20 protein-coding genes are annotated in these 19,422 nt (G+C 37.7%); 10 read left to right on the top strand and 10 right to left on the bottom strand.

What is annotated here, in order from left to right; all coding sequences use genetic code 11:
• Positions 1 to 32: 32 nt before the first annotated feature.
• The 4 genes from PP182_RS05955 to PP182_RS05940 all read left to right on the top strand — a co-directional run bounded on the left by PP182_RS05955 (position 33) and on the right by PP182_RS05940 (position 3,213).
• On the top strand, positions 33 to 1,205 hold the full coding sequence (locus PP182_RS05955; protein ID WP_272650422.1) for a hypothetical protein: 1,173 nt from the start codon (positions 33 to 35) through the stop codon (positions 1,203 to 1,205).
• 147 nt (positions 1,206 to 1,352) lie between these two features.
• Positions 1,353 to 1,661, top strand: a complete 309-nt coding sequence (locus PP182_RS05950) for a T9SS type A sorting domain-containing protein (RefSeq protein WP_272650421.1) — start codon at positions 1,353 to 1,355, stop codon at positions 1,659 to 1,661.
• A 169-nt stretch (positions 1,662 to 1,830) separates the two neighbouring features.
• The gene (locus tag PP182_RS05945) at positions 1,831 to 2,154 is read left to right on the top strand and encodes a T9SS type A sorting domain-containing protein (RefSeq protein ID WP_272650420.1); all 324 of its coding nucleotides are present in this window, start codon (positions 1,831 to 1,833) and stop codon (positions 2,152 to 2,154) included.
• 81 nt (positions 2,155 to 2,235) lie between these two features.
• Positions 2,236 to 3,213 (top strand): LuxE/PaaK family acyltransferase, encoded by a 978-nt coding sequence (locus PP182_RS05940; protein WP_272650419.1) that lies wholly within the window; start codon positions 2,236 to 2,238, stop codon positions 3,211 to 3,213.
• On the opposite strand, the gene PP182_RS05935 is transcribed toward PP182_RS05940, so the two are convergent.
• The 3 genes from PP182_RS05935 to tyrS all read right to left on the bottom strand — a co-directional run bounded on the left by PP182_RS05935 (position 3,210) and on the right by tyrS (position 5,506).
• Positions 3,210 to 3,620 (bottom strand): hypothetical protein, encoded by a 411-nt coding sequence (locus PP182_RS05935; RefSeq protein WP_272650418.1) that lies wholly within the window; start codon positions 3,618 to 3,620, stop codon positions 3,210 to 3,212. The two genes, PP182_RS05940 and PP182_RS05935, sit on opposite strands and share 4 nt — an antisense overlap.
• 157 nt (positions 3,621 to 3,777) lie before the next feature.
• Positions 3,778 to 4,164, bottom strand: coding sequence for a hypothetical protein (locus PP182_RS05930; protein ID WP_272650417.1), 387 nt, complete (start codon positions 4,162 to 4,164; stop codon positions 3,778 to 3,780).
• 43 nt (positions 4,165 to 4,207) lie between these two features.
• Complete coding sequence (gene tyrS, locus PP182_RS05925) at positions 4,208 to 5,506, bottom strand: tyrosine--tRNA ligase (RefSeq protein WP_272650416.1); 1,299 nt, start codon at positions 5,504 to 5,506, stop codon at positions 4,208 to 4,210.
• Positions 5,507 to 5,612: 106 nt separating this feature from the next.
• On the opposite strand from tyrS, the gene PP182_RS05920 reads away from it, so the two are divergent.
• On the top strand, positions 5,613 to 6,629 hold the full coding sequence (locus PP182_RS05920; RefSeq protein ID WP_272650415.1) for an NAD-dependent epimerase/dehydratase family protein: 1,017 nt from the start codon (positions 5,613 to 5,615) through the stop codon (positions 6,627 to 6,629).
• Here PP182_RS05920 and PP182_RS05915 read toward each other — a convergent pair.
• From PP182_RS05915 to PP182_RS05905, 3 genes are read right to left on the bottom strand one after another with little or no spacing between them, the layout of a single operon-like run.
• Positions 6,601 to 7,044 carry a DUF4296 domain-containing protein gene (locus PP182_RS05915; RefSeq protein ID WP_272650414.1) on the bottom strand — a complete coding sequence of 148 codons (444 nt, stop codon included), beginning with the start codon at positions 7,042 to 7,044 and terminating at the stop codon, positions 6,601 to 6,603. The two genes, PP182_RS05920 and PP182_RS05915, sit on opposite strands and share 29 nt — an antisense overlap.
• On the bottom strand, positions 7,041 to 8,375 hold the full coding sequence (locus PP182_RS05910; protein ID WP_272650413.1) for a dihydroorotase: 1,335 nt from the start codon (positions 8,373 to 8,375) through the stop codon (positions 7,041 to 7,043). The genes PP182_RS05915 and PP182_RS05910 overlap by 4 nt, the downstream gene beginning before the upstream one ends.
• Positions 8,376 to 8,377: 2 nt before the next feature.
• On the bottom strand, positions 8,378 to 9,106 hold the full coding sequence (locus PP182_RS05905) for a polyprenol monophosphomannose synthase (RefSeq protein WP_272650412.1): 729 nt from the start codon (positions 9,104 to 9,106) through the stop codon (positions 8,378 to 8,380).
• Positions 9,107 to 9,236: 130 nt separating this feature from the next.
• Here PP182_RS05905 and PP182_RS05900 point away from each other — a divergent pair, with 130 nt between their 5' ends.
• From PP182_RS05900 to PP182_RS05890, 3 genes are read left to right on the top strand one after another with little or no spacing between them, the layout of a single operon-like run.
• Positions 9,237 to 10,907, top strand: a complete 1,671-nt coding sequence (locus PP182_RS05900; protein WP_272650411.1) for an ArnT family glycosyltransferase — start codon at positions 9,237 to 9,239, stop codon at positions 10,905 to 10,907.
• Entirely contained in the window at positions 10,907 to 11,560 is a 654-nt protein-coding gene (locus PP182_RS05895; RefSeq protein WP_272650410.1) for a DUF4271 domain-containing protein, read from the top strand. The genes PP182_RS05900 and PP182_RS05895 overlap by 1 nt, the downstream gene beginning before the upstream one ends.
• 8 nt (positions 11,561 to 11,568) lie before the next feature.
• Positions 11,569 to 12,312: a uroporphyrinogen-III synthase gene (locus tag PP182_RS05890; protein WP_272650409.1), complete on the top strand. Its 744-nt coding sequence runs from the start codon at positions 11,569 to 11,571 to the stop codon at positions 12,310 to 12,312.
• 98 nt (positions 12,313 to 12,410) lie between these two features.
• Here PP182_RS05890 and pckA read toward each other — a convergent pair whose 3' ends face one another.
• The 4 genes from pckA to PP182_RS05870 form a co-directional block, all read right to left on the bottom strand.
• Positions 12,411 to 14,027: a phosphoenolpyruvate carboxykinase (ATP) gene (gene pckA / locus PP182_RS05885; RefSeq protein ID WP_272650408.1), complete on the bottom strand. Its 1,617-nt coding sequence runs from the start codon at positions 14,025 to 14,027 to the stop codon at positions 12,411 to 12,413.
• A 262-nt stretch (positions 14,028 to 14,289) separates the two neighbouring features.
• Positions 14,290 to 15,420 (bottom strand): glycerate kinase, encoded by a 1,131-nt coding sequence (locus PP182_RS05880; protein ID WP_272650407.1) that lies wholly within the window; start codon positions 15,418 to 15,420, stop codon positions 14,290 to 14,292.
• Positions 15,417 to 16,886 carry an SLC13 family permease gene (locus tag PP182_RS05875; protein ID WP_272650406.1) on the bottom strand — a complete coding sequence of 490 codons (1,470 nt, stop codon included), beginning with the start codon at positions 16,884 to 16,886 and terminating at the stop codon, positions 15,417 to 15,419. The genes PP182_RS05880 and PP182_RS05875 overlap by 4 nt, the downstream gene beginning before the upstream one ends.
• A gap of 13 nt (positions 16,887 to 16,899) precedes the next feature.
• Positions 16,900 to 17,289, bottom strand: coding sequence for a DUF423 domain-containing protein (locus PP182_RS05870; RefSeq protein ID WP_272650405.1), 390 nt, complete (start codon positions 17,287 to 17,289; stop codon positions 16,900 to 16,902).
• Between the two features lie 193 nt (positions 17,290 to 17,482).
• On the opposite strand from PP182_RS05870, the gene PP182_RS05865 reads away from it, so the two are divergent.
• Together PP182_RS05865 and PP182_RS05860 are read left to right on the top strand one after the other, a co-directional pair.
• Entirely contained in the window at positions 17,483 to 18,856 is a 1,374-nt protein-coding gene (locus tag PP182_RS05865; RefSeq protein ID WP_272650404.1) for a saccharopine dehydrogenase family protein, read from the top strand.
• Between the two features lie 53 nt (positions 18,857 to 18,909).
• Positions 18,910 to 19,380, top strand: a complete 471-nt coding sequence (locus tag PP182_RS05860) for an Lrp/AsnC ligand binding domain-containing protein (protein WP_272650403.1) — start codon at positions 18,910 to 18,912, stop codon at positions 19,378 to 19,380.
• Positions 19,381 to 19,422 lie beyond the last annotated feature (42 nt).

Below are 19,422 nucleotides of genomic sequence, written 5' to 3'. Positions count from 1 at the left end.
GAACATTTTATTTAAACATCTAAATCCTAATTATGAAAACGAGAATCTTTAAATTTTTTCTTCTCTTTATGTCAACTGCCGTACTAACGGTTAGTTGTGACAAAGATGATGACACTCCAGGACCTACCTGTAGTGATGGAATACAAAATGGTACGGAAACAGGTATTGACTGCGGTGGTACCTGTGCTAACGCTTGTGAAGAAGAACCTACATGTTCAGATGGAATTCAGAACGGAGACGAAACTGGTGTTGATTGCGGTGGATCCTGCGACGCTTGTACAGAGTCTATTAATTTAGCTGCCATTAGCCCAATTACAGAAGACCTGACTCTTGAAGTGCAAAACACCTATACCTTAGATGGTCAAGTTAGTATTGAGAATGGCGCAACATTAACTATTCCTGCCGGAACAACGATTACAGCTGGTGCCGCTTCAGGTGATGAAACCAGTACATATATCATTGTACAGAAAGGTGCAAAAATCGATATTCAAGGTACTTCATCTGAGCCCGTTATCATGACTTCAGATAGTCAATCTCCTGGTGATTGGGGTGGATTGGTTATTGCTGGTGACGCTACCACTACAAAAGGTACCGATGCCACTGCCGAAGTTGGTAATATTATTTATGGTGGAACCAATGACGCTGATGATTCCGGTAGCATTGAGTATTTGATCATCAACTACGCCGGTGCGCAGATAAACCCTGAGTCCCAGTACAACGGTCTTACACTTTATGCAGTAGGTTCCGCAACGACTATCAGCAATGTTGCCATTTTGAACGGAACGGACGATGGTGTCGAGTTCTTCGGTGGAACGGTTTCCGCTTCCAACTTTTACTTGGAAAACAACCAGGACGACGCTGTGGACTGGACAGAAGGCTGGAACGGTACTTTGACCGATGCCTATGTTCTTCATACCGAAGCTGGATTCTCAACTGCGGTTGAAGCCGATGGTGACAATGGCAATCCTTCCTTGGTTAACTTTACTGCAGTTTCTACCGTTGGTGGTACTGCACTTCAATTCAAAAAAGAATCCGGTGCTACCATAACAGGTCTTTCCTTGACAGGTTACGACACATCGATTGATTATAGGGACGGAGGTGCTGTTACTAACGTTACTATAGAAGGTGCTACTTCTGATCCCGCATTAACATATGATGCTGCAGCTACTGTAGATCCTGCAATCTTTAGTTGGGCGACTAACTAAGTTTTAGCAATGTAAATTTTATAAAGCCTCGCGTACGCGAGGCTTTTTTACATTTCATCGAAAAATTTAAAGAAAGGGGGCTATCCTATTGACTTTCAGGTTCTATAATTCCTATATTTGTGGCATAGCATTTGTAACCAGCTATATATGAAGCACCTTTACCTCATTATTTTCTTGCTTTTTTTCTCCTTTAGTTATGGGCAAAGCACCCAAAACAAAGGGGATATTGCAGGTTTTAGCATGTATCCCAATCCGGTTACAAATGGTAAGGTATATATCTCTACTGCAAACAATAGTCCGAAGGAAATTTTTATTTACGACGTTTTTGGCACCTTGATCTTAAAGACTACCATTTTAGGAAAAGAATTGGCCTTGACCGACTTGGATGCAGGGGTTTACGTGCTCCGGGTCTTTGAAAAGGACAAAATGGCCACTAGAAAGCTTATTATCAAGTAAATTCCCCATCTCTTTTTTAAAATAGCACATATCGATGAATTGCACAATAAATCGATGAATTGCACAGTCTATTGTATTGACATACAAAATATTAACCTTCACAACATTTTTTTTAACCAAGCCCATTATATAAGTAGTTTTATACCTGTTGATCCCAAATCAATGCCCAATGAAAAAAATCTACGTCATCCTACTTATGGGGTTTTCATTCCTGGCTTTCGGTCAAGACTCTATTGATTTTCGGAATCTAAAAAACGAGGAAATCTCTGGTTTCAAATTATACCCCAATCCGGCGACAGCCGATATGGTCTATGTGACCACGGAAAAAAACGATACCAAGGAAATTAGGATATATGATGTATTTGGGGAATTGGTGCTCACTGATCGTATTTCCAACAAAACTTTGGACATTTCCCGTCTTTCACCTGGTGTCTATGTAATTCAAGTGACAGAGAATAAGAAATCTATAAACCGAAAACTGGTGGTGAAATAACAATCCCTTCCAATTCAATTCAAACCATTTACTCCTTACTTTCTAGAGGGTTCTGTACCTTTGCATTAATTGTTAAGTTGCATGAACCAAAAAGGTATTTTCAACATTGATTCTGATAAAGACTTTATATCCAAATGCCTGGACACCTTCCTATTTCAGTACAATAACAACATAATTTATGGTAGATTTTGTGATTATCTAAAGGTTAATCCTGCGGAGGTATCCACACTGGAGGACATTCCCTTCCTACCCATACAATTCTTTAAGAAGCATAAAATTGTTAGCGCTACAAAGACTAGTCAAATTACATTTTTAAGCAGCGGTACAACAGGTGCAACAACCAGCAAACACTACGTCACTGATTTAAAAATTTATAAGGAAAGTTATCTAAAAGGTTTTGAAAGATTCTATGGAACTGTAGAAGATTACTGTATTCTTGCCCTTTTACCTTCATATATGGAGCGCAATGGTTCATCCTTAATCTATATGGTGAATGACCTCATAAAGAAAAGCAATCATCCTAAAAGTGGGTTTTTTCTCAATGATTTTGAGAAATTAAAGTCGGTCTTAATGGAATTGGAGGCCGAAAACCAACAAGTCCTTTTAATAGGTGTCTCCTTCGCCTTGTTAGAATTTGCTGAACGTTATCAATTGGGACTCAAGAATACCCTTGTAATGGAAACGGGTGGTATGAAGGGTCGACGAAAGGAGCTAATCCGTAAGGAATTACATGAATTATTGAAGCAAGGATTTGGAGTGGAAAAAGTTCATTCGGAATATGGTATGACCGAGTTGCTCTCCCAGGCTTATTCTAAAGGAAATAGTCTTTTTGAATGTCCTCCATGGATGAAGGTACTGATAAGGGATACCGAAGACCCTCTAACGGTTCAGCCCTTTGGAAAAGTTGGAGGTATTAATGTCATCGATTTGGCCAATATAAATTCCTGTTCCTTTATCGCAACCCAAGACTTAGGAAAAATGCATGCTTCAGGTAAATTTGAAATTTTGGGTAGGTTTGACCATTCCGACATACGTGGCTGTAACTTAATGGCACTTTAGTCCTTCTCCAGAACATAATATAAACCGGGACCGTCACAAGCCATCCAAGTATTGTATATTTCAGTGGATGATAAATATCTTAACGTCTCCTTTTTATCGCTACCGGAACAACTCCCGACAAGTTCTTCACCGGTAACATAGTTGAGCGACAAGTAGTCCGCATCATCATTATCAAACTCCACTATTTCAAAGGTTCCACTGGCCTCCTTTATAATACCATCTTGCTCCCTACTCTTTACAAATGAACCATCAGGATGAAAAATATAATATTCCTGCCACTCCATTTCTTCTCCTTCCGAAACAGAATTTACCCAACTCCCTGTCATTTGGGTCAACTTCCATTTTTGACTCGTAAATTGCAATTCGGTATCCTTAAGCACCAAATCATCACTTGTGCAACCCAACATTAGTAATACCACTAAGAAGAAAAAGCAATTTTTGTTCACCATTTGAATTTTTACAATCCTTTCATAAGATACCATAGATTGTAATACGTTGCGTTAAGTTAACGTAAAGCCTTAAAGACTAATAATTTTCATTAAAGAGAAAGGATTATGAACGAATTTATGGTCTCCTGAAGTAATAGGCTACTTCATCATCCGCTATATTGGGTTCATCGAGATAAATAAGGGAAAGTTGGCTTCCTTTAACCTCGAATTGATAACTGGTTTCGTCCGGAAAGCTGATAATATTGTTCTGACCTCCATATTTATATATACCGGATTCCTTGAACAATTGATAATTTCCATCATTAATTACCGTAACCGAACTAGTATCAACATCAAATAGCAGTCTGGTTTCTGTAAAATCAATTTCAGGGTCAAAGGCACAGAAACAGCTAATTTCCGTTAACATCCATTCTCCTTCCAACTGGTAATCAAGAATTACTTGGTCATCTGACGTTTCACAAGAAAAAACAAGGACAAGTATCGACAAAAAGAATCTCTTCATAACATCCGTTTTAAAGAAGATACCAAAGCCGACTAAAGGTTGCCTAACCCTTTACAGTAAGTACAAAATAATTTTTTTTACCCCGTTGAAGCAGAATAAACTTTCCATTAATCAGGTCCTCTTTACCAATCACGTAGTCCTCTTTTACTTTTTCCTTATTTACGGAAATGGAGTTTTGTTTAAGTTCTCTGCGAGCTTCCCCATTAGATCCCAAAAAGCCGGTCTGTGCGGATAAGGCGGCAATCATATCCAATCCATTATCCAATGAAGTCATAGGTACCTCAGCCTGAGGGACTCCTTCGAATATATCCAAAAAAGTCTTTTCATTTAGTCCCTTTAGGTCCTGCGATGTAGACTTGCCAAAGAGTATACCACTAGCTTTTACGGCATTGTCCAAATCTTCTTGAGAATGTACCATGACCGTTATTTCCTCGGCCAATTTTTTTTGAAGCAGCCTTAAGTGCGGAGCCTCCTTATGTTCAACTGTAAGGCTATCTATATCAACTTTGGAAAGAAAGGTGAAAATCTTGATATATTTCTCGGCATCAGCATCGGAAGTATTCAACCAATACTGATAAAACTTATAGGGAGAAGTACGCTCGGAATCCAACCAAACATTACCACTTTCTGTTTTTCCAAACTTGGTGCCATCAGCTTTGGTGATTAACGGGCAGGTAAGCGCATATCCTTTACCCCCATCTATTCTTCTAATTAATTCCGTTCCTGTAGTAATATTTCCCCATTGATCACTACCTCCCATTTGTAGGGTACAATTATGCGTCCTATACAAGTGAAGAAAATCATAACCTTGTACCAACTGATAGGTAAACTCTGTAAAGGACATCCCTTCCTTTGCTTCCGCAGAAAGTCGTTTTTTTACAGAATCCTTGGCCATCATATAGTTTACCGTGATATGCTTACCCACATCGCGAATAAAATCCAAAAAGGAAAAATCCTTCATCCAATCGTAATTGTTGACCAATACTGCAGCATTTTCCGCGTCACTTTCAAAATCCAAGAATCTAGAAAGCTGCTCCTTTAAAGCTTCTTGATTATGTCTTAAAGTCTTTTCATCCAACAAGTTTCGCTCAGCAGATTTTCCGGATGGATCTCCAATCATACCCGTTGCTCCACCAACCAGAGCAAAAGGTTTATGACCTGCCAATTGAAAATGCCTAAGCATCATAACGCCTACCAAGTGCCCTATGTGCAAAGAGTCAGCTGTTGGGTCAATTCCTACATATGCAGATTGCATTCCTTCCATAAGATATTCCTCGGTTCCCGGCATTGCATCGTGCAACATTCCTCTCCATTCCAACTCCTTGACAAAATTTGATGTCATTTGTAATGATTATTTTATAATTCATTGCAAATATAAAAGGAAAAACACCGTCGATCGTCTTGATTTAATGATGAATTTATCCATACGTATTTCCTAACTTTGGTTTATGGTTTTAGTCACTGGAGGCACAGGGTTAGTAGGTTCCCATTTATTATTAAGATTAGTTTTGGACGGAACCAAGGTAAGGGCAATTTATAGGACGGAAGCCAAACTACAAGAGGTTAAAAAGGTATTTTCTTACTACACTGAGAATTCGGACACTATTTTTAATGAGATTGAATGGGTTTCCGGTGATATTTTGAACCTCCCTTTATTAGAAATTGCCTTTAAAGATGTGATACAGGTATACCATGCCGCTGCACTCATCTCCTTTGATCCAAAAGATTTTAAAAAATTAAAAAAAGTGAATGCGGAAGGGACGGCCAATATCGTAAACCTTTGTATTCATAATAAGGTTGAAAAACTATGTTATGTGAGTACTATAGGGACCATTGGTAGAAGTGTTTCAGGAGAAAAAGCTACCGAAGATAATGATTGGACAGAACATCATACCAATGTATATGCCTTAAGCAAGCATTTTGCCGAAATGGAAGTCTGGAGAGGTACCCAAGAAAATCTAGATGTGGTCATTGTAAATCCTGGTGTTATTTTGGGGCCCGGGTTCTGGAGTACAGGAAGTGGTAAACTTTTCAAAACGGTTAACAAAGGGTATTCCTTCTACCCGCCCGGCGGAACTGGTTTTGTCGCCGTAGAAGATGTTGTAAAAATTATGGTTAAACTAATGACTTCCGAAATTAAAAATGAGCGATTTATTCTTGTATCCGAGAATTTCACTTATAAGGAAATCATGACTCGAATAGCCAAGCGTATTGGAAAAAAGATTCCTCACAAAAAATTAAAAATTTGGCACTTACAGGTAGGCCGATATTTCGATTTTATCAAAAGTTTGATAACAGGAAACCCCAGGACCATAACCAAAAATTCCATTTATTCCCTGCAGCATCCTGAAATATACTCAAGTAAGAAAATTAAAACGGCACTACAATTCGGATTTACACCTTTGGATGAGTGTATTGAGCTTTGTTCTCGAAAATTTATTGAGGAACATTTTCTTTCGAAGTAGTGGTAGCATTGATACTATCCAAAACGGCATTCTTTTTTCGTTTACTTTCCAAAAGTTTTAAACTGTCATTTATTTTTTTCTGTTCATCCAGATATGCCTTTTTTTCTTCTAATTGCGCCTCAACCTCTGTATAGATAGCCTCATACTTCAAAGGTAACGAGGCATAATAGCGGTCACTTTCTACGAACTGCAAACTGTCTATTTCATACTTTTCAAAAACATAGCTGGTAGGTTCAACATCATTATCTTTTAAAATGCCCATATTGGTACCTTTGGCCGCATTGACAATGGCCATATCCTTTAAGATTTGGACCATTTTATCCTCTGGTATTAAATTATCGGGTTCCTGGATTAATTTTTCACCGCAAGAACAAACTATAAACAATACTAATATTGCAATACTAAATATCCTCATCGATTAAAAGTTAGTCTTTTTGCATTTCTTTTTTCTGATAGTTTCCCTTCTGAAAAAGCCAAATGTCCGTTCACAAACGTATGACTGACTTTTGATTGAAATGTATTTCCTTCAAATGGAGACCATCCACATTTATAATAAATATTTTCTTTAGATACCTGCCAAGGAGCTTTTAAATCCACCACTGTCAAATCGGCAAAATACCCTTCCCTTAGAAATCCCCTTTTTTCAATTTGAAACAACTTAGCGGGGTTGTGGCTCATTTTCTCTACGATCTTCTCCAAACTGATAACCCCTTCCAAATGTTTTTCAAGCATTGCGGGCAATGCATGTTGTACCAGCGGACCTCCACTTGGTGCCTTGGTATATACATTATTTTTTTCTGATAGTAAATGAGGTGCATGATCTGTGGCAATTACGTCTATCCTATCATCCAATAAGGCTTGCCAAAGTGTCTCCCGATCCGTCGAAGTTTTAACTGCTGGATTCCATTTTATCAAAGTACCTTTATCCTGATAATCTTTATCAGAAAACCATAGGTGGTGGATACATACTTCTGCCGTAATTTTCTTCTCCTCTAATGGAATATCATTCCTGAACAAATCAGTTTCCTTTCCAGTGGAAAGATGAAAAACATGCAATCGAGCTCCAGTTTTCTTCGCTAAAGCAATTGCCCTGGATGATGAGATATAACAAGCTTCCTCACTTCTAATAATTGGGTGGTATTTTATTGGAATATCGTCACCATATTCGGATTTATATTTTGCCAGGTTCTCGCGAATTGTGTTTTCATCCTCACAATGGGCAGAAATGACCATCTCAGTATTCCTAAATATATTTTCGATGACTACTTCATCATCGACCAGCATATTTCCCGTAGAAGACCCTAAAAACAGTTTTATTCCAGAACAGGCATTTTTGTCCAAACGTTTTAATTCTTCCAAATTATCGTTGGTCCCTCCAAACAAAAAAGAATAATTGGCAAATGAAGTTTTATTGGCTACCGAAAATTTTTCTTCCAGTTTCTTGATGGTCGTAGTCTGCGGATTGGTATTGGGCTGTTCCATAAAAGTAGTGATGCCACCCGCGACGGCAGCTCTACTTTCTGAAGAAATATTTCCCTTATGCGTAAGTCCTGGCTCTCTGAAATGTACCTGATCATCTATAATCCCTGGGAGCATGTATTTACCTTCCAGATCCATTACGGTAGCGTTGCTATCAGATATATCATTGGATATTTTAGAAATGGTATCACCATCCAAAAGCACATCCACTTCGCAAATTACTCCTTCGTTTACAATCTTTCCATTTTTTAATAACGTTTTTCCCATACTTAAAATTTATTTTTTTGAAAAAGACTGCGCAACTTCATTACAAAAACACCCCATATCGCTTCACTAATTATCGAGGAGCTCATCTTTGACTTCCCTTTGACACGGTCCCTAAAAATAATGGAAACTTCCTTTATAGTATAATTTTTCAAATAAGCCCTAAACTTCATTTCAATTTGAAAAGCATATCCAACAAAACGTACAGAGTCCAAATTAATATTCTCCAATACGTGTCTTTTATAACATACAAAACCTGCGGTTGGATCATGAACCCTCATACCGGTTATCATCTTTACATAAAAGGAAGCCCCGTAAGACAAAAGAACTCTGTATAATGGCCAATTGACCACATTTACCCCCTTTTTGTATCTAGAACCAACCGAAACGTCCGCACCATTTTCACATGCCTTGAGAAGTCGTAAAAGATCTGTGGGGTTATGGGAAAAATCAGCATCCATTTCAAAAATAAAGTCGTACTTTTTATCAATGGCCCACTTAAAACCATGTATGTAGGCCGTGCCTAAACCAGATTTCTCTTTTCTTACTTCTATAAAAAGTTTCCCGTTGAATTGTTCCTGCAATTCATAAACTTGCTGTGCTGTTCCATCAGGTGAATTATCATCAACTACTAGAACGTGAAAGTCTTTCGGTAATTGAAAAACAGCGCTAATAATGGCGTCAATGTTCTCAATTTCATTGTAAGTGGGAATGATTACAACACTGTTGGACATTTGCATATGCTATATTAGCACAAAAGTAATGTTTTAAAAATGGTGGAAAAGTAGACACAAGGTGTTTATGAAATTTTTAAAGAATGAATAATCCCCAGAATTTGTAATTTTGCGCCATTAAAGCCCACGAATGTTAGCCAAAATTCCTAAGCAATTCTATTATTTTCTTGCTGCTTATTTTATTCTAAATCTAATTCAATCTGCTTTAACGGAATTAATATTCGATGAGGCGTATTATTGGTACTACAGTCAAAAATTGGCATGGGGTTATTTTGACCATCCGCCCATGGTGGCATTCCTTATTAAGTTAAGCAGCTTCTTTTTTAATGGGGAACTAGGGGTCCGGTTCTTGAGTTGTGTAATTTCTGCAGCAAACTTAATTGTCCTATGGTTGCTCATAGATAATCCAAAGAAGAAAAACCATATTCCTCATTTTTTTCTCTTGGTATTTTCTATGACCTTATTGAACGCATACGGCTTTTTTACGTTACCGGATACTCCCTTGTTGTTCTTTACCTCTTGCTTCTTACTTACGTACAAATACTTTCTAAAAACGCCTCGGTTGACTTCAGGAATCCTCTTGGGTGTATGTATGGCCGCATTAATGTATAGTAAGTATCATGCGGTTTTGGTTATTGTTTTTGTTTTGTTTTCCAATTTAAGTTTGGTTAAAAACAGATATGCCTGGTTATCAGTTGGAGTAGCGTTACTTTGTTATTCTCCGCATTTTTATTGGTTGTTCGAGAATGACTTTGTGAGTATAAAATATCATTTATATGAGCGACCTAACGACGCCTATAACTTTGAAAAATATACCTTAGGTTTCTTTGTAAATCTTATTGCCATTTTCGGACTCACTTTTCCGTTCATCTATTATGCCTTGCTAAAAACAAAAGGAAAAGACCTTTTTAACAGGGCCCTTCTATTCCTGACCTATGGTGTAATCCTATTTTTCTTTATCTCTAGCTTTAATCGAAGAGTACAGACCCAGTGGATAATTGTAATATGCATACCCTTGGCAATACTTGTTTTCAATTATATGTTGACAAACAAAGGAACCATGAAATGGATTGTAAGATTGGGAATCGTTAATGCTGTTTTAATACTTTACTTAAGGGCCGGTTTAATATATCAACCCTTGCTTTTTAATTTCTATTATGAAAGCCACGGAAACAAAGAGTGGGTAAATGGAATTAAAGATGAAGTCGGTGAAATTCCCGTGGTATTCGAAAACTCATATAGAAATGCACCTATGTATGAGTTTTACACTGGGGGAATACCTACCTTTTCGCTAAATAATGTCATGTACAGGAAAAACCAATATTCTATTGACAGTTCTGAAGAACGAGTAAGGGGGAAAAAAGTCGCTTACCTTTCCAAGTATATTAACGATAACAGTTTTTCCTATACCAAGTCTGACGGTTGGACTTATAAAGGAAAATATATAGGCGACTTCAACTCCTTTAGGAAATTGGAATGTCTCTTGGAAGAAGATAATATAAAATTGGGAACCTCTGGATATAACCTTAAGGTCGTTAACCCCTATGATTTCAATATTGAGCTCTCCAAGCTCAAATTTTCGGTAGCATATTTAACCCCGTATAAAAATACTATTGGCCTAAAGTCGGTTAAACCCAGTCCTGCAAAAGAGGGCATCGCTTTCCTCCCAAAAAACGATACCGTAAATTTTACCTTGGACATCCCACCATTTAAAAAACAAAAAGTTGGCTATGTAAGAATCGTAATTTCAGAAAATGGCCTTTATCCTGGTCTGAATGGAAAACCAATACCCGTGGAGTAATGGAGCCGATAACCAGAATTACAGAAAATATAGACTGGATTACATTGGTGCTTTTAGGTAGCCTTCTTCTTATTGTTATCGCCAAAAAGTTTTTCTATTCCCGTTTTTTGAATTTTATCATTTTACCTTTCAATAACAAGTACATTATTATGTACAACAAAAAGGAGAAATTATTCAGTTGGTTTCATATTCTGCTCACTACTTTTCAAATCATTAATATCTCCTTATTCGCGTTTTTTTCTTGGAAGGCTTACTGGAGTCTGGAACCTGAGAATTCTAGAATAACGTTTTCTTTAATTTTTGGATTGTTATTTCTTTTCTTAATAGTAAAAATGTTCCTACAACTAGCTAATGGATTTATTTTCGGTTCCTATCGATTGATCAGCGAACTACTATTTAAAAAAACATCCTATTTAAATTATAGTAGTCTTGTATTATTCCTTGCCAATGTACTTTTAAGTTTCGTATATATTGATTCGATCAACTTAGTATTGTTAGCCATAACCATATTTATTATCATAAATATTATCGGCTGGGTTACAGTGATTAGGATTCATCAAAAATTCATAAGTTCCTACTTTTTCTATTTTATTTTGTACCTTTGCGCACTCGAAATTGCACCCCTAATCATATTGGGTAGCTTTCTTAAATAGAGTACCTTATGAAAGTAAAAACAATTTTGGTCTCTCAACCTGAGCCAAAAATGGAAAATTCTCCATATTCCAGGCTTATAGACAAAGAAAAGGTAAAGGTTGACTTTAGACCCTTTATTCATGTTGAAGGAGTTGACGCAAAAAATGTGCGTCAGCAAAAAATTGATTTAAAAGAGTTTACGGCCATTATTCTTACGAGTCGTAATGCGGTAGATCATTTCTTTAGAATTGCCGAAGAAATGCGTTTTAAGGTTCCGGATAGCATGAAATATTTTTGCCAATCAGAGGCTGTAGCATACTATCTTCAGAAATATGTAGTATACAGAAAAAGAAAAATTTACGTTGGTAAAAGGTTATTCTCCGATTTGGTCCCGTTAATAAAAAAATATAAGGATGAGAAATTTTTACTACCATCATCCGATGTCCTAAAACCAGATGTTCCTCAAACCTTAGACGAACTGGATATTAACTGGACCCGTGGTATTTTTTACAAAACGGTCATAAGTGACCTTTCCGATCTCAGAAATGTTTATTATGATGTTTTGGTATTCTTTAGCCCCTCGGGAATAGAGTCATTATTACATAATTTTCCCGATTTCGAACAGAACGAAACCAGAATTGCTGTTTTTGGAAACTCTACAGTTGAAGCAGCTACAGGTGCTGGTCTAAGAATCGACATCAAGGCCCCGACACCAGAAACCCCATCTATGACCATGGCGCTACAAAAATATATTAACAACGCAAATAAATAATCTTCACGTTAGTGCAGAGCAAAAAGGCCATACTTTTCAGTATGGCCTTTTTTATTTTCAAGAGCGTTCATTTTATTTTCAAACCATACCATCCTTAATTAAAAGGCATAACGTTGTGGACCCCCGCGTCTAATTTCCTCATTGGCATAACTTTCAAACTTCTTAAAATTTTCCCGAAAGGCATTGGAAAGTTTAAACGCCGTCGTATAGTATTTTTCATCATCGTTCCAAGTAGCCCTTGGACTTAAAACCTTGGTTGGCACCCCAGGACACTCCCTGGGTTGGGCCACTCCAAACACGGAGTGGATATGATACGTATCATACGAATACAATCCTAGCTCCCCATTAAGTGCTGCACTAATCATGGCTCTCGTGTATTTGAGTTTCATTCGAGTGCCGACACCATAAGGTCCACCCGTCCAGCCTGTATTAACCAACCAAACATCTACACCGGCTTCCTTCATTTTTTTACTCAACATTTCGGCATATTTGGTAGGGTGCAAAGGCATGAAAGGTGCCCCAAAACAAGCAGAGAAAGAGGGCATTGGTTCCACGACACCTGCCTCTGTCCCAGCAACCTTGGCCGTATAACCAGAAATGAAATGATATGCAGCCTGACTTGGTGTTAATTTTGATATCGGAGGCAATACTCCAAAAGCATCAGCGGTCAAAAAGAATATGTTCTTTACATTCTTTCCAATGGAAGGCTCTTGAATATTTTCAATGTGATAAATAGGATAACTTACCCGAGTATTCTGGGTAATGGAAGTATCCGTAAAATCAACATTACCAGTTCCGTCTAAGACTACATTTTCTAGAATAGCACCTGGTTTTATGGCACCATAAATCTCAGGCTCTTGCTCCTCTGAAAGGTTGATGACTTTGGCGTAACAGCCACCTTCAAAATTGAATACCGTATTTCTGCTCGTCCAACCATGCTCATCGTCCCCAATCAATTTTCTATTTGGATCTGTTGATAGTGTTGTTTTTCCGGTTCCGGACAGTCCAAAGAATATGGCGGTATCGCCTTTTTCTCCAACATTTGAAGAACAATGCATTGGCAACGTCTCCTTAAACACCGGTAAAATGAAGTTCAGCGCTGAAAAAATACCCTTTTTAATTTCACCGGTATATCCCGTTCCCCCGATAAGGGCAATTTTCTCGGTAAAATTTAGTATAGCAAAATTATGTTGTCTTGTGCCATCTTCCGCCGGGTTAGCCATAAATCCAGGTGCGTTAACCACCGTCCATTCCGGAAGAAAGATTTCCAGTTCTTCCTCCGTTGGTCGTAAAAACATATTGTAAGCAAACATATTGGACCATGGGTATTCATTGATTACCCTAATGTTTAATTTATATTCATGGTCAGCACATGCATAACTATCTCGAACGAATAATTCTTTTGTATTCAGATAAGCAATGACCTTATCGTACAATGCTGTAAATTTATCCTGTTCAAATGGTATATTAACCGCACCCCACCATATTTTGTCCTTAGTAATATCATCCTTTACAATAAAACGGTCCTTGGGAGATCTACCTGTAAATTCGCCCGTATTCACCGCAAGGGTCCCGTTGTTGGTTTCCACTCCCATGCCCAAGTCAAGGGTGGCCTTTTGAAGTTCTTCTGGAGTTTCCTGATAATGAAAATTATTATGATCAATTCCGTAATTTTTCAAAGAGATTGTTTTGGATTTAGAAGACGAACTATGCATAACACGAAATATTGGTTATCCAAAGCTATTAAATTTAACCCTGAAGCCCTTGAAAATCAATAGGTATTCGTACACTTTTCGGTAAGAAATATGAAATTGGCGATGAAATAATATAATTTCAATAAATAATGCGTAGAAAATTAAATAATTAATAAAAATATATTAAAAAAATACGTTTGTTTTGTGTATTTGATACTATTAATTTGATTTACTGATAAATTCGTAAACTAAAATCACTGAAAACCTATTGAAATAAAGGTCTTTAAAGCAATTTTTTAAAGTATTGTTTCATCTTCTCTTCCAATAGTATTTTGGCATTTCTCATATTAAACTCCAAGCTCTTGTCAATATCCCGGATTTCAATCACATCCTGGACCCCCTGTTCTGTAAGTTCGTTCAGATTAACATCTAACTTACCACAAACGGCAAGCACCGGAATGTTATATTCCTTGGCAAGGCCCATTACTCCCTGTATTAATTTACCACTAAGCGTCTGTGCATCAATCTTCCCTTCCCCCGTAATCAGATAATCAAAGCTTTGATTTTCCAACTTATCCCTAACCCCGGAAATTTCCAATATGAAATCAATACCACTAAGGTATTCAGCATTAAGAAAAGATTTTAGACCAAAGCCTACTCCACCAGCGGCACCTGATCCGGGAAGTTCGGCATAATAGATATTGGATTTATCTTTTAAGACAGCAGCCAAATTTTTCAATCCCTCATCCAATTCTTCTACCATGTCGGCATCCGCTCCTTTCTGCGGACCATAAACAAATGCAGCGCCATCTTTACCAGAAAGAGGGTTCTTTACATCGTTGATTGCAAAAATCTGAACCTTGGATACATTCAAAAAAGTTTTGGATTTTGATATATCGTGAATCTGTTTCAAGTTTTTTCCGATGGGTTTCAAAGGGCTGTCTTTCCTATCCATGAATTCAAATCCCATTGCATGGGCTATGCCTATACCACCGTCATTGGTAGCGCTACCTCCTAGACCTACATAAATTTCTTTTGCACCTTTTGTGATAGCATCCCTAATTTGCTGCCCGGTTCCGTAAGTGGAAGTCAAAAATGGATTTCTTTCGGATGAATTCAGCAATTCCATTCCCGAACTATTCGCCAATTCTATGTAGGCTGAAGTGTTCTGTACATCATACAAATATTTGGATGTGATTTTTCTTCCCAGTGGATCTAGTGTTTGCATCGTAATTTCCGAGCAATTTCTATATGTTCTGATCGCTTCCAGAAAACCGTCCCCACCATCCGAAGCTTTCACAAAATGGAAATAAGCATTTTCATATACTTGTTCGGCTCCTTTTTTGATTGCATGATAGACTTCCTCGCTGGTCAAGGACCCTTTAAACTTATCTGGAATAATCAGAAATCTCATTTTTTTAGGTTTTCAGGAAATCCATTGATAACAATATCCCATAATTGGGGTAGAAGAAAATAAACGAACAAGCTTAAAACAAGTATTGAAATAACATTCATAAAAAAACCTTTTTTAACCATGTCCGGAATTCGTAGATATCCGGATCCAAAAACTACCGCGTTCGGAGGCGTGGCAACGGGCAACATAAATGCACAGGAAGCGGCAACCGCAGCACCCACCATTAACACAAAAGGATGTACATCTATTGAAAGAGCCATAGGGGCCAATACGGGCAACAGCATAGCCGTGGTAGCTAGGTTTGATGTGATTTCTGTAAGAAAGTTGACTGCGGCTATTAGGACCAAAATCAATAAAAATATAGGCAGCCCCGACAATGACGTCATTTGACTTCCGATCCATACAGCAAGTCCACTTTCGTCAAATCCTTTTGCCAATGCCATTCCTCCTCCAAAAAGCAAAATAATACCCCAAGGCATTTTAACCGCTTCGTCCCAATTGATTAATTGTTCTCCTCTTTTTTTAGCTGGAATTAAAAATAAGAGAATCGCAAAAAATATGGCAATAATGGTATCGTCCAGTCCTGGTAAAATTCTTTGTAATAAAAAAGAGCGGGTTATCCAACAAAAGGCAGTTGCACCAAATACTAAAGCAATTAATTTTTCTTCATAGGAAATCTTTCCCAAGCCATTTTTCAACCTTTGTATTTCAGCTCTTCCTCCTGGAAATTCTATTTGTTTGAACGAATAAGCAAAACGCGTTAGATATTTCCAACAGATAAATATTAGAATGATAGAAATAGGTAGACCAAACATAAACCATTGCATAAACGTAATTTCATACCCGTAAGTATCCAACACAACCCCTGCCAGCACAAGGTTTGGTGGTGTACCGATCAATGTAGCCATTCCTCCAATGGAAGCACTATACGCTATGGCCAACATGAGGGACTTACCAAAAAGTAGGTTTTCATCTTCTTCTGTAGCCGGGTTGTCCTTTAGCTGTTTTATAATCGCTAGTCCAATGGGCAACATCATAACTGACGTCGCCGTATTGGAAATCCACATGGACAAAAAAGCTGTTGCGACCATAAAACCCAATATGATCTTTCGGATATCCGCCCCTATTAAATGAATAATATTCAAGGCTAATCTTTTATGTAGGTTCCATTTTTCTATGGCAATGGCAATGACAAAACCACCCATATATAAAAACACATATTTATGGCCAAAAGATCCGGAGGTTGCCGAAAGGTCTAACCCTCCTGAAAGTGGAAAAAGTACTATCGGCAATAAAGCTGTAACGGCAATAGGAATGGCTTCCGTAATCCACCAAATGGCTATCCAAATCGTGGAGGCCAATACTGCATTGGCTTCCTTTGATAATCCTTCGGGGTGAAAAAATAGAAGAATTAAAATGAATGAAAGCGGTCCCAATATCAGCCCAAAAAGCTTTGTTTTGTTCATACCGTTTATAATGTCATTTAAGTTTTGATTTATATAGCTGATACCCCATATATGCCCATGCTATCAATAATAAAGTTCCTCCTATTGGAGTAATAATGCCGATAACTTTAAAATCAAAAGCCGTGACACTATTTAAAGCCAAAAGATAGATAGAAAAAGAGAAGAAGACCACTCCAACTATGACCAATCTATATATAATTCGTTGTGCCTTTAGGGAAAGATCAGGTACCATTCCGAGAACAAATAGAAATAAAGCATGATACATCTGGTAGCGAACTCCCGTTTCAAATGTGCTTATCGCATCCTGATCCACTAGTTTTTCCAAACCATGCGCCCCAAAAGCACCCAAGGCGACTGCTAAAAACCCCATCATAGCGGCGGAAACGAGTATTGTTCTTTTCATCTATTTAATTTTTATTTATTAAAGTTGATATAAAATTAATTTTACAATAAACTATTGGTCCGTACTACACGGATTTTCTATTAGAAACACAAGCATTCAAAGTTGATTTTATAACTTTATGGTTAAATTTTTTTATATATATAACAAATTGATACTTTAGTAGAGTAATATCAACCAAAAGTAAGTAATAACCATGGCGCACAGAATTTTGATTATCGGAGCTGGAAAATCCACTTCATATTTGTTGGATTATTTGCTGGAAAAATCTGAATCTGAAAAATTAAAGATTACCATTGGCGACTTGGATACCACATCAATTCCAGAACGCATCCAATCGCATCAAAATTGCTCAATAATAACATTGGATATTTTTAAAGATCAAGAAAGAATTACCGCAATTCAAGGTGCCGATTTAGTTATTTCCATGTTGCCGGCCAGGTTCCACATTAAAATTGCCGAAGACTGCCTTACTTATAAAAAGCATTTAGTTACCGCATCCTATATAAGTCAAGAGCTCAAAAAATTGAATCAAAAAGTAAAAGAAAACGGTTTGGTCTTTATGAACGAAATTGGTTTGGATCCTGGAATCGACCACATGAGTGCCATGCAGGTTATTGACCGGATTAGAGACCAAGGCGGCAGGATCTTATTGTTCGAATCCTTTTGCGGCGGGTTGGTGGCGCCGGAATACGATGACAATCTTTGGAATTATAAGTTTACCTGGAATCCAAGAAATGTAGTTCTGGCCGGGCAAGGGGGTACTGCCAAATTCATTCAGGAAGGAACTTATAAATATATTCCCTATCATAAACTATTTAGGAGAACCGAATTTTTTGAAGTAGAAGGTTTTGGTAAGTTTGAAGGCTATGCCAATAGGGATTCCTTGAACTATAGAGAAGCCTATGGCCTTCAAGATGCCCTTACCATTTATAGAGGTACGATGAGGCGTGTTGGATTCTCTAAAGCCTGGAATATTTTTGTACAACTGGGAGCAACGGATGACACTTATACCATAGAAAATTCCGAAGGTATGACCTACAGGGAATTCATTAATCTATTTCTCCCGTACTCCCCTACGGATTCCGTGGAGTTGAAACTACGCCATTATCTTAAAATAGACCAGGACGACAGTACTTGGGAAAAACTCATTGAACTAAATTTATTTGATGACTCCAAACAAATTGGGATTATCGATGCCACACCCGCGCAGGCACTACAGAAAATTTTAGAGGATAGATGGACCTTAGGTGAAAAAGAAAAGGATATGATTGTCATGTATCATAAATTTGGGTATGAACTTCATGGAGAGAAAAAACAAATCGACTCCAAACTTGTGGTCATTGGTGAAGACCGGGTCCATACGGCCATGGCAAAAACAGTAGGGTTACCAGTGGGTATCGCCGCCTTAAAAATCCTCAATAAAAAGATAACTACCCCCGGCGTTCAAATTCCCATTACCAAAGAGGTCTATAAACCTATTTTGAAAGCCCTTGAAAATAACGGAATTAACTTTAAGGAATATGAGGTTCCCTATTTAGGTTATAATCCAGATTCGGTGGCAAGTTAAGTCACAATTTCAAGGGTATTCTGTATTTTTGATTTCATATTGAAACTATAATTATGAAGTCGGATAACAAATATGCCAAGATCGACGGTATCGATAAAAAGATTCTAAGATTTTTAATGGAAGATGCCAGAAAGCCGGTATTGGAAATCGCCAGAAGCATAGGTATTTCGGGTGCCGCCATTCATCAACGATTAAGGAAACTGGAAGCGTCAGGTTTATTGGCCGGTTCTAAGTTTATTATTAATCCAAAGGCTATGGGATACACAACGATGGCTTATATCGGAATTTATTTGGATAAAGCCATGAGCAACCCGGTTGCCGTGAAGCAATTGGAAAAAATTCCTGAAGTATTGGAGTGCCATTACACTACGGGCAATTGGTCCATTCTGATTAAAATCCTCTGTAAGGATAACGAGCATTTAATGCACGTCCTCAATAAAGAAATTCAACAAATTGATGGAGTTTCCAGAACGGAAACCTTTATTTCCCTTGCCCAACAGATAGATCGGCAGATTACCATATAAAAAACCTTCCCGTTAACGGGAAGGTTTCCAATTTTTTAAATA

Origin of the sequence: Maribacter sp. PR1 (genome assembly GCF_028464145.1) — a bacterium.
GTDB lineage: Bacteria > Bacteroidota > Bacteroidia > Flavobacteriales > Flavobacteriaceae > Maribacter.
This window is presented reverse-complemented; position numbering and strand designations above follow the sequence as displayed.

Coding starts and splice junctions, on each gene's coding strand:
- PP182_RS05865 (WP_272650404.1), top strand. CDS start 17,483: ATGGCGCACAGAATTTTGATTATCGGAGCTGGAAAATCCACTTCATAT.
- PP182_RS05880 (WP_272650407.1), bottom strand. CDS start 15,420: ATGAGATTTCTGATTATTCCAGATAAGTTTAAAGGGTCCTTGACCAGC.
- PP182_RS05935 (WP_272650418.1), bottom strand. CDS start 3,620: ATGTTGGGTTGCACAAGTGATGATTTGGTGCTTAAGGATACCGAATTG.
- PP182_RS05915 (WP_272650414.1), bottom strand. CDS start 7,044: ATGAGGATATTTAGTATTGCAATATTAGTATTGTTTATAGTTTGTTCT.
- PP182_RS05895 (WP_272650410.1), top strand. CDS start 10,907: ATGGAGCCGATAACCAGAATTACAGAAAATATAGACTGGATTACATTG.
- PP182_RS05945 (WP_272650420.1), top strand. CDS start 1,831: ATGAAAAAAATCTACGTCATCCTACTTATGGGGTTTTCATTCCTGGCT.
- PP182_RS05910 (WP_272650413.1), bottom strand. CDS start 8,375: ATGGGAAAAACGTTATTAAAAAATGGAAAGATTGTAAACGAAGGAGTA.
- PP182_RS05860 (WP_272650403.1), top strand. CDS start 18,910: ATGAAGTCGGATAACAAATATGCCAAGATCGACGGTATCGATAAAAAG.
- PP182_RS05950 (WP_272650421.1), top strand. CDS start 1,353: ATGAAGCACCTTTACCTCATTATTTTCTTGCTTTTTTTCTCCTTTAGT.
- PP182_RS05870 (WP_272650405.1), bottom strand. CDS start 17,289: ATGAAAAGAACAATACTCGTTTCCGCCGCTATGATGGGGTTTTTAGCA.
- PP182_RS05905 (WP_272650412.1), bottom strand. CDS start 9,106: ATGTCCAACAGTGTTGTAATCATTCCCACTTACAATGAAATTGAGAAC.
- PP182_RS05940 (WP_272650419.1), top strand. CDS start 2,236: ATGAACCAAAAAGGTATTTTCAACATTGATTCTGATAAAGACTTTATA.
- PP182_RS05890 (WP_272650409.1), top strand. CDS start 11,569: ATGAAAGTAAAAACAATTTTGGTCTCTCAACCTGAGCCAAAAATGGAA.
- PP182_RS05930 (WP_272650417.1), bottom strand. CDS start 4,164: ATGAAGAGATTCTTTTTGTCGATACTTGTCCTTGTTTTTTCTTGTGAA.
- PP182_RS05955 (WP_272650422.1), top strand. CDS start 33: ATGAAAACGAGAATCTTTAAATTTTTTCTTCTCTTTATGTCAACTGCC.
- tyrS (WP_272650416.1), bottom strand. CDS start 5,506: ATGACATCAAATTTTGTCAAGGAGTTGGAATGGAGAGGAATGTTGCAC.
- PP182_RS05875 (WP_272650406.1), bottom strand. CDS start 16,886: ATGAACAAAACAAAGCTTTTTGGGCTGATATTGGGACCGCTTTCATTC.
- PP182_RS05900 (WP_272650411.1), top strand. CDS start 9,237: ATGTTAGCCAAAATTCCTAAGCAATTCTATTATTTTCTTGCTGCTTAT.
- PP182_RS05920 (WP_272650415.1), top strand. CDS start 5,613: ATGGTTTTAGTCACTGGAGGCACAGGGTTAGTAGGTTCCCATTTATTA.
- pckA (WP_272650408.1), bottom strand. CDS start 14,027: ATGCATAGTTCGTCTTCTAAATCCAAAACAATCTCTTTGAAAAATTAC.